The following is a 14,852-nucleotide window of genomic DNA, read 5'->3' as shown; positions in this document are numbered from 1 at the left end:
AGCAGGTCTCTCAATGTATAAGTTGGTCTTTTTTGTACCTGACAGCCATCTTGAGCACGTTAAAGCGGCCGTCTTTGCGAGCGGCGCAGGCCGTATTGGTGACTATGAACACTGTTGTTTTGAAACCAGAGGCACTGGACAGTTCAAACCTATCACCGGTGCTAAGCCTTTTATCGGACACGTAAATCAGCTCGAGCAAGTGGCTGAAGTGAGAGTAGAATTGGTGTGCCATGATACGCTTATTAGCGCAGCTATTGAGGCGCTGCGACAGGCACATCCTTATGAAGAGCCCGCCTTCGATGTATGGCAATTAAGCGAGCTTTCAAGCCAAGCTTAAATATGAACTAAGCTGCTATTTATTTTTTAGGAATGGCGATGTCGACGTTTTTTTTAGCCAGTGCTGGCGAACCCACTCAGTGTAGTCAACCTTGTCCACTGGGTTGGTTTACGCTTAGCACTCACCTAAGCACCGATCAGCAAGAAGTGATCACCCAATTGCGCTTTAGTGATCATGGCACACCACGTGCTCCGAGTACGCCCCTCCATCTCGCCGCCTGCCAGCAACTTGATCAATACTTTAAAGGGCAGCGCCGCCAATTTAGCTTATCCTTAGCCCCCAGTGGCACGGCTTTTCAACATCAAGTGTGGCAAGCGCTATTAACTCTTGAGTATGGCCAGCATTGCAGCTATAAATTTATCGCTGAGCACATTAATAATCCTAACGCCGTGCGCGCCGTAGGCTTAGCCAATAGTCGCAACCCTATTGCCTTAATTATCCCCTGTCATCGAGTAATTGGTGCAAATGGTAAATTAGTCGGTTATGCCGGCGGTATTGAGCGCAAAGCATGGCTGCTTGAGCATGAACAAAAGAAGTAAACTGGTATTTTCAGCGCCCGCTAAAAATGTAAGCCTTTGACCACTAAAGGCGTAAGACTTATCTCAAATAAAAAGCAGCTTAAGCGCTTTTTATTTATAGAAAATATCCCTACTCTTAAAAATAACACTTACAGTTCATAGACTTACCAAACTAATATTTTCCATAATAACAAAGACAGTGTTTTATCTAGCCGCAAGCTCGGCCAAAGCAGGGTACTATGTTTTGGCAAGGAGCAAGGCGCCCGTCAAGATGATAGGCAGCCAAGATGGCTAGGACTTCACAGGGCGTGATAGGAACACCTCTAGGATGATGAGGCGAACTCGATAAGGAAGCTCGAGTATTAGGATGATATAAAGGAACAGCCTCGGGATGAGGAAGGGGAATTCCCACAAGGAAGAGCACGTCAAGGAACGCAGGGAGCGCACAGGTTTACGGAAAAACCAAATAGACGTTCAGAAAAAGGGCAACTTAGGTTGCCCTTTTTTATGGCTCATGGCCACCTAGGCTCGTTAATCAACCGCCATTTGAGTCGGTAAAAGAGGGTAAGCGCCTAGCTCGAGCTTTAAACTGCTAAGCTATAGCGCTATCTCACTGACTTACATTCTTACCACTAAGCAGTCCATACTTTGGCGCACTAAATGCTCACAAGACTGCTTAGCTTCATCTTGCGCTAAGCCCACTAGTTGAGCGCGATAGAGTGTTTGCCCGCCAACACTGGCTTCATTTACCGCTATTTTGGCTTGCTGAGTATTACCTAAGCGCTTGGCTGCTTCTGCGGCTCTATCTCGAGCTTGTTCCATGGCTCTAAACGAACCTACCTGTATGGCCCAAGTTTGCTCTTTAGTAAAGGTGGGCGCCTGCGCAAGTTGAGTGACTTTGCGCTCAGTACTTTTTATTTCAGGTACGCCGACTTGTGTGACCGGTGCCGGCTTATCTAACTCGTTATTGCTCACCACTTTGGGGGCATGCGTACTAGGCGCCTTGCTCGCCGGTTGACGAGTCACTTGGCGCACCGTTTGGCTACTAATCACTAACTTGCTGGCTGCTTTATCTTGGCGTACTTCTTTCGCCGCTTGTTGTGCGCCTGTTGGCGAGACTTTGGCAATTTGCTCTGCCTTAATAAAGCTCTTATCTAATAGCTTCGCCATGGCCGCGTCTCGCGATTGAGAAGTCCGCCCGCCCATTACTACGCCGACTAAGCGATGAGGCCCTTTTTTAGTGGAAGTGGCTACGTTAAAACCAGAGGCATTGATATAGCCTGTTTTCATGCCATCGGTGCCGGGGTAGTTTTTGATTAAGCGATTATGACTATGATAAATACGCCCGCCATAGGTAAAAGAAGGAGTGGCAAAATAATGATAATACTTAGCGTGATCTTTCATTAAGCGCATCGACAAAATAGATAAATCACGGGCGGTGGTTTTTTGCCCGCTATTGGGTAAGCCCGAGGCATTACGAAAGGTGGTGGACTTCATGTTCAACGCCTTAGCTTTGCGCGTCATCAGCTCAGCAAAGTGGCTCTCGGTGCCCCCAATAGCCTCACCCACTACAACCGCGGCATCATTTGCGGAGCGCACAATTAATGCCGGTATAGCATCGCGCACTCGTAATTTATCGCCCTTTTTTAAGGAAATATTAGTTTGTGGCATAGAGGCGGCATGAGCCGATACCGGCATGGCGGTATCGAGGGTTAATAACTTATTATCCATGGCCTCAAACAATAAATATAAGGTCATCATTTTAGTTAATGACGCCGGGTAGCGAGCGGCATCGGCATATTCTGCATGCAACACTTCGCCATTATGGGCATTAACCACAATAGCCGCATAACGCGGGTTAGTTTGTGCCTGTGCCACGCTAATCGTCGAGCACATCAACACCATGGCTAATAGCCACTTGACTGCACTCGATCCTTTTGCAACTAACATGGCTGGCTCCCTTAGGTGATATAAATGTCGCAGAAGCTACGTGAATGGCAAGATCCTGTCCAGCCATTCAGCTCTGATATTAAATTTGTGATAATAAGGGCGAACAATAACCGCGTATCCGCTCATTAATGCCGCGCCCAGCGTTATATTTATTTGCTTTACTTGAATGTAGCAGCCAATGGTTAATAAAAAGGCGCCCACGGCGCCTTTTTCACTTAAGGTTCGTCTTGCTCTTAACACGAGCCCCCTAAGCGCTTAAGTTCGGCGCTAACCATTTCTCCGCTTGCTCTCGGCTCATGCCTTTACGTTTGGCATAATCAAGCAGCTGATCTTCTTGAATTTGTGCTACGGCAAAATAGCGCGTATCCGGATAAGAAAAGTAAAAACCGGCAACGGCTGCACCTGGGCGCATGGCGTAAGATTCTGTTAACTGCATGCCAATTCGTTTTTCAACATCTAGCCACTGCCACAGCGTACCTTTTTCGGTATGCTCGGGACAAGCAGGATATCCAGGCGCGGGACGAATACCCACATACTTTTCGCGTACTAGCTCTTCATTACTTAGCTGCTCATCAACGGCATAGCCCCAGTACTCACGGCGCACCAGCAAGTGTAAGTATTCAGCAAAGGCTTCAGCTAAGCGATCAGCCACTGAGCCGGCAAGAATGGCATTATAGTCATCTTCCGCCTCTTTATAACGACGAATGATGTCTTCTTCACCGATGCCACCGGTGACCGCAAAGCCTCCGACATAGTCCGGCTGCACGCCCTTAGGTGCTACATAGTCTGCTAAACAGTAGTTAGGAAAACCGTCTTTTTTCTCGGTTTGTTGGCGCAAAAAGCGCAGTGTCTCTAGGACCTGCGTGCGAGACTCATCACTATAAATCTCGACATCATCTCCTACCGAGTTGGCAGGGAATAAACCAATCACACCCGCACAGCGCAAGGTGGCGTCTTTTTCAAATTTATCCAGCATAGCCTGAGCATCAATAAATAACTTAGTGGCTTCTTCACCCACTACTTCATCTTCTAAGATACGAGGGTATTTACCGGCTAAGCCCCAGGTCATAAAAAAGGGTGACCAGTCGATATATTCACGTACCACCGAAATAGGCGTGTTATGAAACTCATGTACTCCCAGCTTAGCGGGCACGGGAGGCACGTAATTAGCCCAGTCGATAGCCACTTTATTCGCACGCGCCGCCTCAAGAGAAATGGGCTTAGTACGAGGCTGCTTACGGGCATGTTGATCGCGCACTATGTCGTATTCTTTATTTAAGCGCTCGACAAAGGCTGGCTTATTCTCTTTGCTTAACAACGTTTGTACCACACCCACGGCACGGGAAGCATTCGAGACATATACCACTGGCTCTTGATAGTTCTGCTCAATTTTAACGGCAGTGTGCGCCTTAGAAGTAGTAGCACCACCAATTAACAGCGGTATGGTAAAGCCTTGGCGTTGCATCTCTTTGGCCACATTAACCATTTCATCGAGGGAGGGGGTAATCAAGCCCGATAAGCCAATCATATCGGCATTTACTTCACGGGCGGTTTGTAGAATTTTTTCACAAGGCACCATGACGCCTAAGTCGACTACTTCAAAGTTATTACACTGTAAAACCACGCCCACGATATTTTTTCCAATGTCGTGCACATCGCCTTTTACAGTAGCCATCACCACTTTGCCATTGGTTTGGCCGACTTCTTTGCTGGCTTCAATATAGGGATTTAAATAGGCGACTGCGCGCTTCATTACGCGCGCCGACTTCACTACTTGCGGTAAAAACATTTTACCGTCGCCAAATAAATCACCCACTACATTCATGCCATCCATTAATGGCCCTTCAATCACATCAAGGGGTCGAGCGGCTTCCAGGCGCGCAGCCTCAGTGTCTTCTTCAATAAAATCCGTAATGCCTTTTACTAGCGAATGCGCTAAACGCTTGTTTACTTCCCAACTACGCCATTCTAAATCTCGAGGATCAATCGCTTCACCGCCACTGTTACGATAATGCTCAGCTATTTCTAATAAAGCTTCGGTGGCACCTTCGTTTTCATTGAGTACAACGGCAATCACTTTTTCTTTTAGCTCGGGCTCTATATCTTCATAAATGGCTAATTGCCCTGCATTGACAATTCCCATGTCCATGCCGTTGCGCACTGCGTGATATAAAAATACTGAGTGAATCGCTTCACGTACCACTTCATTACCACGAAATGAGAAAGATACGTTCGACACGCCCCCCGAGACCATGGCATGGGGCAAATTGGCCTTTATGTCTTTTACTACCTCGATGAATTCCACCGCGTAGTTATTATGCTCTTCAATACCCGTGGCTACGGCAAAGATATTAGGATCAAAAATAATGTCTTCCGCCGGAAAACCCACTTCATCCACTAAGATACGATAAGCGCGCTGGCAAATTTCAAATTTTCGCTCACGAGTATCAGCTTGGCCAACTTCATCAAACGCCATCACAATCACGGCCGCGCCATAGCGACGCACCAATTTGGCTTGTTCAATAAAGGGTTCAACCCCTTCTTTCATTGAGATGGAGTTAACAATGCCTTTGCCTTGAATGCACTTAAGACCTGCTTCTAATACTTCCCATTTAGAAGAGTCCAGCATAATGGGCACCCGCGAAATATCAGGCTCGCCGGCAATGAGGTTTAAAAAACGTGTCATGCAGGCTTTGGAGTCCAGCATGCCCTCATCCATATTAATGTCGATTATTTGCGCGCCGTTCTCAACTTGCTGCAGCGCTACTTGCAGCGCTTCATCGTAAAGCTCTTCTTTAATTAAGCGTTTAAATTTAGCCGAACCGGTGACGTTGGTACGCTCACCTACGTTAACAAACATAGAGTCGGCAAAAATATTAAAAGGCTCTAAGCCCGATAAGCGACAAGCAGGCTTGATATCGGGTAAGACGCGCGGCTTAATGTTAGCAACCGCTTGAGCCATCACTCGAATATGGTCAGGTGTGGAGCCACAGCAACCGCCGACTAGATTTAAGAAGCCACTTTCTGCCCACTCTCGAATATGCTCGGCCATCTCTTGAGCTTCAAGATCATATTCACCAAAGGCATTAGGTAAGCCGGCATTAGGGTGAGCGGAGACATAAGTTTCACTGATACGTGACAGCTCTGCGACGTATTGGCGTAACTCTTTGGGACCCAATGCACAGTTTAAGCCAAAAGAGATAGGCTTAGCATGGCGCAACGAATGGTAGAAGGCTTCCGTAGTTTGGCCAGTTAAGGTACGACCCGAAGCATCGGTAATGGTGCCAGAGATCATCACCGGAATCCGAGTTCCTAGTGTGTCGAACAACGTTTCAATAGCAAACACGGCAGCTTTCGCATTTAGCGTATCGAAGATGGTTTCGATCATGATCAGATGCGCGCCGCCTTCAATGAGCGCTTGCGTCGCTTCAGTATAAGCGGCCACTAATTGATCGAAGGATACGTTACGGTACCCCGCATCATTCACATCTGGGGAAATAGACGCGGTACGGTTGGTAGGTCCTAATACGCCTGCTACAAAGCGCGGCTTATGGGGCTCTTTAGCAGTCCACTCATCGGCGACTTTACGGGCTAATTTTGCCGCTTCAAAGTTCATTTCAGCCGCCAGCGATTCCATTTGATAATCGGCCATGGCGATATGAGTGGCGTTAAAGGTATTGGTTTCTACAATGTCAGCACCCGCGGCGAAATAATCACTGTGGATCTGGGCAATTAACTCGGGCTGGCTAAGCACCAACAGATCGTTATTACCTTTAACATCAGAGGGCCAATCAGCAAAGCGCGCGCCACGATACGCAGCTTCATCCAGCCGGTGAGACTGGATCATGGTCCCCATGCCCCCATCTATAATAAGAATGCGTTCGGCTAGCGCCTGTTCAAGCTGGGAAAAAACGGGGGATCTGGACACTGTTGACTCCTGTTACAACCTAGTTCCGTGGGCTTTCGTCATGTTATCACACAAAGCTTAATTAGAACGCTAGCGCTCTACGTCTATGACTATAAAAATATTTTTTATTACTAAAACTGCATAAAATTAGCTCAGTTTTTATAGTGAAGACTTAGGCTTTAGGGCACAATATGCTGAGCGGGCTCAGACTCGCGACTATGCTTGCTATTATAATAAAATAACCCATCGGAACCCTGCACATGAGCGTCTATTACACTTTATGTATTTTGGCGGCGATGGCGATCACCATCGCCTTCGTCAACCAATACATAATGAAGATACAAACCACCATTGCCATTACTTTTGGCGCGCTAATCATTTCTATTTTAATGCTAATTCTTGGCAAAACCACTTGGCCAGAGTTACAAGAACACGCCATTACTACGCTAGAAACCGTCGATTTTGGCGAGTTTTTGCTACAAGGTATTCTTGGGTTCTTGCTGTTTGCGGGCGGTCTGGGCATTAATTTACCGGCCATGAAAAGCCAAAAATGGGAAATTTTTATTCTCGTTATCTTTGGCGTACTTATTTCCACTGTGGTCGTGGCCGGCGGATTATGGCTTTTAGCCCAAGTGGCGGGCATTCCCTTATCGTTTGTTTATTGCCTGTTATTTGGCGCGCTTATTTCCCCTACCGACCCTATTGCAGTCCTCGCTATCGTGAAAAAATTAGGGGCGCCTGAACAAATTGCCATACAAATTGAAGGCGAGTCTTTATTTAATGATGGTATTGGCTTAGTTATCTTCTTAACTATCTTCGCCGTGGCCTTTAGTGGCACCGAGGCCACCTTTGGCTCTGTGCTCACACTATTCACTCATGAAGCCATCGGCGGCATTATTTTTGGTGGTCTATTAGGCTTAATGGCGCACTTAATGATCAGTGCCACCGATGATGGCTCCATGGAGCTATTAATGACCTTATGTATTCCTACCGCCGGCTTTGCCTTAGCCAATATGTTGGGCGTGTCAGGTGCATTAGCCATGGTGGTCACCGGTATTATGATTGGTAACTGGACACGCTATACCGGCTTTTCTGAGCAAAGTGAAAAATACCTGGATGAATTTTGGCATTTGTTGGATGAATTTTTAAACGCACTGTTATTTTTGCTTATTGGCCTGGCCATGTTATTGGTGGAGTTTCACTGGCAAGCGTGGATTTTAGTACTAGGGGGCATACCGCTCGTACTGGCGGGGCGTTTTCTTAGTGTCTCTTTACCTTATGTTGGCTTTCGCCGCTTTAGAAGCTACAACAAGTTCTCCATTAGGATCTTAACTTGGGGCGGTTTGCGTGGCGGTTTATCGTTGGCAATGGCGCTGTCTATCCCAGCAGGAGTAAAACTGGGTGCCAATGGTAATATTGAACTGCGTGACGTTATTTTGATGATGACTTACGCCATTGTGCTGTTCTCTATTATTGTTCAAGGCATGACCATTACCCCCATGATAAATAAAGCCAAAGCCGCTGAAAAAGCCGGCTTTCCAATTGAGTGATGCAGTGAGAGGTGAGCCGTAAGTTATGAGAAGCAATAAGGCCTAACGCTGCTTACTTCATTACTCGCTTAGTCACTATTCGCTTAGTCACTTCGGATAAAAAAGCCCCTCACTTAAGTGAGGGGCTTTTTTTAGACTTATCTTGCGCACCTTTTGCTTTATATCTCGTTGTTCACCGACTTAATCTCTGGTCAAGGCCTCACCGGTGGCATTGAGAGTATTTAAATCATACGGCGTTAGCTGGTACACATGGTAATTCAACCAGTTAGCAAACAATAAGTGACCATGGCTGCGCCACGTCGCCCGCGGCAAATTAGTGGCGTTATTATCAGGGTAATAATTTTCTGGCATCACAGGTGCTATCCCTACTTCAAGATCGCGGCGATACTCATTATCAAGCGTGTGGGCGTCATACTCTGGATGGCCGGTAACAAAGACTTGGCGTCCATCAGGGCTGGCCGCTAAATATACCCCGACCTTCTCTGAGGCGGCGAGGATTTTAAGGTCGGTTTTCTCTCGTAATAAAGCAATAGGAAAATCGGCATACCGAGAGTGGGGAGCCAAAAACACATCATCAAAACCGCGAACCAGCGGATCATAACCGCCTAAATTTTGATGTTCATATACGCCAGATAATTTTTCTAAACGCGTACGTTTATCTAAACCATATAAGATTTTTAAGCCCGCTTGCGCGGCCCAACATAAAAATAAGGTAGAAGTAACATGACTTTTTGCCCAAGCTACTATTTGCTCTATTTTTTCCCAATACACCACATCACAAAAATCCGTTAAGCCTAGCGGAGCACCGGTAATTATGAGTCCGTCGTAAAATTGGTCTTTAATTTGTTCGAAGTCGTGATAAAAACTTTCAAGGTGCGACTGGGGCGTATTTTTAGAGGGCCGGTCGTCAATACGCAATAAATCCACATTAATTTGCAGTGGCGAATTAGACAACATGCGCAGTAATTGATTTTCAGTTTCTATTTTCTTAGGCATTAAGTTAAGCAACAGTACCCGCATCGGGCGGATTTCCTGATTCACCGCACGGGTTTCTGTCATCACAAAGATATTTTCTTGAGACAGCACATTCGCCGCTGGCAAGCGATCGGGAATTCTAATAGGCATGAGCTTACTCCAGTACAACAACACTAAGAAATCTAGACATCTAGAACTCTACAACAAAGTAGCTAATCTTGTCATCCTTAACATGTCTCTAAGGCCAAGATACGGTAAAATCATCCTAACACCCTTGAAGGAAAGATTATTATGGAACCTGTTATTGAGCTGGTGAGCACAGGCGATGAAGTGTTAACCGGATTAATTACCGATACTAATGCCGGTTGGTTATCCCAATTCTTATTAGAGCAAGGCTGGCAGGTGCGTCGCCGCTTTACAGTAGGAGATGACAAAGCGGATTTAGTTGAGCTATTTAAGCAGCGTAGTCAGCAGGCAGACATAGTCATCGTTAATGGCGGCTTAGGGCCCACTTCTGACGATATTAGCGCCGAAGCTATGGCCGAAGCCGGTGAAGTCAGTCTGGTGCTCAATCAGCATTGGCTTGAGGTGATGCAACAAAAATATGCTAACCGCAATCGAGAAATGCCTAACAGCAATAGTAAGCAAGCACTACTGCCTCAAGGTGCTGAGCTAGTGGATAATCCGGTTGGGACCGCGTGCGGCTTTGCTGTTAAATTAAATCGCGCCACTTTTTTCTTTACGCCTGGCGTGCCCTCCGAGCTCAAAGTCATGATGGATAAAGAAATTTTGCCACGATTGCGTCATCAATTGGGCGAAAATGGTCGTAGCCAAGTGCGCCGCTTCTTCTTATTTGGTCTATCAGAGTCAGGGCTAAGCGATAAGTTAGATACCCTCGATTGGCCAACGGGTATTACCCTTGGCTATCGCGCTAACCTGCCTACTATAGAACTAAAACTAATTATCGATACTGAAGACTGCGAAGCCATTCGCCACGCCGAACAACAGTTACTTGCCAAGGTCGGCACTCATCTCATCGCTCGAGATACCATGGACTTTACTACCAGCTTAGGTCCAATGTTAATCGATAAAGATCTAATGGTATTTGAAGATGCCAGTGGTGGGCGACTTACCGATACTATCAGTACTATTACTCGCGAATTTGAAGGCCACTATATTGCAGGTCTACCCGATGACGCCCAAGACTTAGCACACTGGTTAAATAACTCAGCGCGTCCCCTTACTCTTGCTATTGGCGCTGCGGGTCCAAAGGGCATCCCCGTAGCGTTGAAAACGGCTCAAGGTTGTCAGGTACAAACGCTACAAATGCACTTTCGAGACCCCCTCTCTCAACGTCGCCTGTTAGCGTTTAGTGCCCTCGATATGCTGCGCCGTTATCTGGAAAATGAAACGGTAATGATTGATTATGACATCTTGCCCTGCAGCGAGCGTTTTACTTTGCCCGCCTCACTTTAATCATCAAGCTAGCGCAATAAAAAGGGCGACTTAACGTCGCCCTCAATGTTTATTTAACAACATAACCTCATGTGTTACGCCTTCTCAGCCTTGTAGTCGCCACTTCAACAATAATTTTTCAATAGGGCGTATCATTAGCTCACTAAACTTATCGGCAAGTGGCGTATGAAACAACCAAGCACCGGTTATTAATGCCAGCGGAATAGAGCCACAAATAAAATCAGTAAACCAATGAGCACCGGACATGACTCTAGGCATCGCTAATACAAGCACTAAAGGTGCCACTATATATAAATAGCGACGCGGAAAGCGATAAATGGCAAACAGCAAAAAAGTAGCAAAACCAATCCCATGATCACTTGGAAAAGAATCACCCGAGGCATCTTTTCCTTTTATGTTGGGCACTAATAAGCTCACTCGCTCAGCATTTTCATAAACTATCGTGGGACTAGGGCGCTCGATAGGAAGCGCACTGCCTATGGCGGCTTGTAATGAAAAACAGCCCGCCATCAGCACTAACAAACATCCTATCTTAGCGCGCTCACGCCCCTTAAGCTGCCAGGCATAAGAAAAGACAAAGCCTGCCATTAATAAGGCCACAGCGCCGTCTATCCAGCGCTGATTCACAAAGGCAACTAAATAAGCAAAACCTGGCACGCTAAGCAGCTTGGCATTAAACCACCAAAAGATGCTCTCATCTATCCCTTGCCAATAGCCAAAAAACCACGAGAAAAATAATAATAAGGCCAGCACATGCAGCCCAAACCAACCTTTAATATCCCAATGCATCTTTGCCTCGTTAAGGGGTTAGTATCATCACACCAAGAGTGCAGCATAAATAATAATACGACTAAGTGCTGCTAAGTTTTATAATATTAAGGTCAATAAAAAAGCCCGACTCTTTCGAGTCGGGCTTTTTGAATTTGGCGCCTGGCAGTGACCTACTTTCACATGGCATCTGCCACACTATCATCGGCGCGGCTGCGTTTCACTACTGAGTTCGGCATGGAGTCAGGTGGTTCCACAGCGCTATGGCCGCCAGGCATAAATGGTATCTGGAAAGCGACCGCCAGGGATGGCGGAAGTGCAGAAAATGCATGGAGCAATTTTTCTGCCTGATGTTTGGTTATCGTACTGTTGAGTACGGTAATCTGAATAATTTGTTTGTTGCTCTTGAGCGCAAGGTCTCACACTTCTTGGGTGTTGTATGGTTAAGCCGCACGGGTCATTAGTATTGGTTAGCTCAACGCCTCGCAGCGCTTACACACCCAACCTATCAACGTTGTCGTCTCCAACGGCCCTTCAGAGGGCGTAAAGCCCTTGGGATGACTCATCTTGAGGCTCGCTTCCCGCTTAGATGCTTTCAGCGGTTATCGATTCCGAACGTAGCTACCGGGCAATGCATCTGGCGATACAACCCGAACACCAGGGGTTCGTCCACTCCGGTCCTCTCGTACTAGGAGCAGCTCCTCTCAATCATCCAACGCCCACGGCAGATAGGGACCGAACTGTCTCACGACGTTCTGAACCCAGCTCGCGTACCACTTTAAATGGCGAACAGCCATACCCTTGGGACCGACTTCAGCCCCAGGATGTGATGAGCCGACATCGAGGTGCCAAACACCGCCGTCGATATGAACTCTTGGGCGGTATCAGCCTGTTATCCCCGGAGTACCTTTTATCCGTTGAGCGATGGCCCTTCCATTCAGAACCACCGGATCACTATGACCTACTTTCGTATCTGCTCGACCTGTCCGTCTCGCAGTTAAGCTGGCTTATGCCATTGCACTAACCGTACGATGTCCGACCGTACTTAGCCAACCTTCGTGCTCCTCCGTTACTCTTTAGGAGGAGACCGCCCCAGTCAAACTACCCACCAGGCACTGTCCGCAACCCCGATAAGGGGCCAACGTTAGAACATCAGACATACAAGGGTGGTATTTCAAGGATGGCTCCACCACGACTGGCGTCATGGTTTCACAGCCTCCCACCTATCCTACACATGTAGGGCCAATGTTCAGTGCCAAGCTATAGTAAAGGTTCACGGGGTCTTTCCGTCTAGCCGCGGGTATACGGCATCTTCACCGCAAATTCAATTTCACTGAGTCTCGGGTGGAGACAGCGTGGCCATGATTACACCATTCGTGCAGGTCGGAACTTACCCGACAAGGAATTTCGCTACCTTAGGACCGTTATAGTTACGGCCGCCGTTTACTGGGGCTTCAATCAAGAGCGTCACCCGAAGGCTAACCCCATCATTTAACCTTCCAGCACCGGGCAGGTGTCACACCGTATACGTCCTCTTGCGAGTTTGCACAGTGCTGTGTTTTTGATAAACAGTTCCAGCCACCTGGTCACTGCGGCTGACCCACGCTCCATCCGCAAGGGATTTCACCTGTTTCAGCGTACCTTCTCCCGAAGTTACGGTACTATTTTGCCTAGTTCCTTCACCCGAGTTCTCTCAAGCGCCTTAGTATTCTCTACCCGACCACCTGTGTCGGTTTGGGGTACGATTCACGTGCATCTGAAGCTTAGAGGCTTTTCCTGGAAGCGGGGCATCAATGACTTCACCGCCGTAGCGATTTCGTCTCAGGTCTCAGCATTGAGCGTCCGGATTTACCTAAACACCCTGCCTACACCCTTTCACCAGGACAACCAACGCCTGGCCCATTTAGCCTTCTCCGTCCCCCCATCGCAATGCACGTCAGTACGGGAATATTAACCCGTTTCCCATCGACTACGCTTTTCAGCCTCGCCTTAGGGGTCGACTCACCCTGCCCCGATTAACGTTGGACAGGAACCCTTGGTCTTTTGGCGTGGAGGTTTTTCACCCCCATTATCGTTACTCATGTCAGCATTCGCACTTCTGATATCTCCAGCATGCTTCACAACACACCTTCGCAGACTTACAGAACGCTCCCCTACCACGCACTCAATAAAGAGCGCATCCGCGGCTTCGGTGCATAGTTTAGCCCCGTTACATCTTCCGCGCAGGCCGACTCGACCAGTGAGCTATTACGCTTTCTTTAAATGATGGCTGCTTCTAAGCCAACATCCTGGCTGTCTGAGCCTTCCCACTTCGTTTCCCACTTAACTATGACTTTGGGACCTTAGCCGGCGGTCTGGGTTGTTTCCCTCTTCACGATGGACGTTAGCACCCACCGTGTGTCTCCCGGATAGTACTTTGCGGTATTCGGAGTTTGCATAGGGTTGGTAAGTCGGGATGACCCCCTAGCCTAAACAGTGCTCTACCCCCGCAAGTATTCGTCCGAGGCTCTACCTAAATAGATTTCGGGGAGAACCAGCTATCTCCCGGTTTGATTGGCCTTTCACCCCCAACCACAAGTCATCCCCTAATTTTGCAACATTAGTGGGTTCGGTCCTCCAGTTGATGTTACTCAACCTTCAACCTGCTCATGGCTAGATCACCGGGTTTCGGGTCTACTCCTAGCAACTATTCGCCCAGTTAAGACTCGGTTTCCCTACGGCTCCCCTATACGGTTAACCTTGCTACTAAAAGTAAGTCGCTGACCCATTATACAAAAGGTACGCAGTCACCCAACAAGTGGGCTTCCACTGCTTGTACGTACACGGTTTCAGGTTCTATTTCACTCCCCTCACAGGGGTTCTTTTCGCCTTTCCCTCACGGTACTGGTTCACTATCGGTCAGTCAGGAGTATTTAGCCTTGGAGGATGGTCCCCCCATATTCAAACAGGATATCACGTGTCCCGTCCTACTCGATTTCACTGTAAGTGGCATTTGGTGTACGGGGCTATCACCCACTACGGCTGGTCTTTCCAGGACCATTCCACTACACCACACACAGCTTAAGGGCTGGCCCCCGTTCGCTCGCCGCTACTAGGGGGATCTCGGTTGATTTCTTTTCCTCGGGGTACTTAGATGTTTCAGTTCTCCCGGTTCGCCTCGCAACGCTATGTATTCACGTTACGATACTGCACTGAGTGCAGTGGGTTTCCCCATTCGGATATTACGGACTCAAGCGCTTCTTACCAGCTCATCCGTACTTAACGCAGGTTAGCACGTCCTTCATCGCCTCTGACTGCCAAGGCATCCACCGTGTACGCTTAGTCACTTAACCATACAACCCCAAGAAGTGTGTTTTATGCAGCCTTAGCTT

8 protein-coding genes and 2 rRNA genes are annotated in these 14,852 nt (G+C 47.7%); 4 read left to right on the top strand and 6 right to left on the bottom strand.

Annotation, left to right across the window (positions count from 1 at the left end):
- The first annotated feature begins 13 nt into the window (after positions 1-13).
- Together CBP12_RS11970 and CBP12_RS11965 are read left to right on the top strand one after the other, a co-directional pair.
- Positions 14-337, top strand: coding sequence for a Nif3-like dinuclear metal center hexameric protein (locus tag CBP12_RS11970; protein WP_086964719.1), 324 nt, complete (start codon positions 14-16; stop codon positions 335-337).
- Between the two features lie 38 nt (positions 338-375).
- Positions 376-876, top strand: coding sequence for a methylated-DNA--[protein]-cysteine S-methyltransferase (locus tag CBP12_RS11965; RefSeq protein WP_086964717.1), 501 nt, complete (start codon positions 376-378; stop codon positions 874-876).
- A 597-nt stretch (positions 877-1,473) separates the two neighbouring features.
- On the opposite strand, the gene CBP12_RS11960 is transcribed toward CBP12_RS11965, so the two are convergent.
- Together CBP12_RS11960 and metH are read right to left on the bottom strand one after the other, a co-directional pair.
- A complete protein-coding gene (locus CBP12_RS11960) occupies positions 1,474-2,805 on the bottom strand; it encodes a D-alanyl-D-alanine carboxypeptidase (protein ID WP_086964714.1) in 1,332 nt (443 codons plus the stop codon).
- A gap of 247 nt (positions 2,806-3,052) precedes the next feature.
- Positions 3,053-6,733 carry a methionine synthase gene (gene metH, locus CBP12_RS11950; RefSeq protein ID WP_086964709.1) on the bottom strand — a complete coding sequence of 1,227 codons (3,681 nt, stop codon included), beginning with the start codon at positions 6,731-6,733 and terminating at the stop codon, positions 3,053-3,055.
- Between the two features lie 239 nt (positions 6,734-6,972).
- Between metH and CBP12_RS11945 the strand changes: the two genes are divergently transcribed.
- Positions 6,973-8,262 carry a cation:proton antiporter gene (locus CBP12_RS11945; protein ID WP_086964706.1) on the top strand — a complete coding sequence of 430 codons (1,290 nt, stop codon included), beginning with the start codon at positions 6,973-6,975 and terminating at the stop codon, positions 8,260-8,262.
- A 180-nt stretch (positions 8,263-8,442) separates the two neighbouring features.
- On the opposite strand, the gene metA is transcribed toward CBP12_RS11945, so the two are convergent.
- Positions 8,443-9,387 (bottom strand): homoserine O-acetyltransferase MetA, encoded by a 945-nt coding sequence (gene metA, locus CBP12_RS11940; protein ID WP_086964703.1) that lies wholly within the window; start codon positions 9,385-9,387, stop codon positions 8,443-8,445.
- 141 nt (positions 9,388-9,528) lie between these two features.
- Here metA and CBP12_RS11935 point away from each other — a divergent pair, with 141 nt between their 5' ends.
- Positions 9,529-10,713 (top strand): CinA family nicotinamide mononucleotide deamidase-related protein, encoded by a 1,185-nt coding sequence (locus CBP12_RS11935; protein ID WP_086964701.1) that lies wholly within the window; start codon positions 9,529-9,531, stop codon positions 10,711-10,713.
- Positions 10,714-10,797: 84 nt separating this feature from the next.
- Here CBP12_RS11935 and CBP12_RS11930 read toward each other — a convergent pair whose 3' ends face one another.
- From CBP12_RS11930 to CBP12_RS11920, 3 genes are all read right to left on the bottom strand, one after another.
- Positions 10,798-11,502: a phosphatase PAP2 family protein gene (locus CBP12_RS11930; RefSeq protein WP_086964699.1), complete on the bottom strand. Its 705-nt coding sequence runs from the start codon at positions 11,500-11,502 to the stop codon at positions 10,798-10,800.
- Between the two features lie 139 nt (positions 11,503-11,641).
- Positions 11,642-11,756 (bottom strand): 5S ribosomal RNA (rrf, locus tag CBP12_RS11925).
- A 164-nt stretch (positions 11,757-11,920) separates the two neighbouring features.
- Positions 11,921-14,813: ribosomal RNA gene (locus CBP12_RS11920) — 23S ribosomal RNA — on the bottom strand.
- Positions 14,814-14,852 lie beyond the last annotated feature (39 nt).

The organism is Oceanisphaera avium, assembly GCF_002157875.1.
GTDB classification, from domain to species: Bacteria; Pseudomonadota; Gammaproteobacteria; order Enterobacterales; family Aeromonadaceae; genus Oceanimonas; species Oceanimonas avium.
The sequence above is the reverse complement of the archived record's forward strand: the minus strand, read 5'-3'. Positions and strand labels throughout refer to the sequence as shown.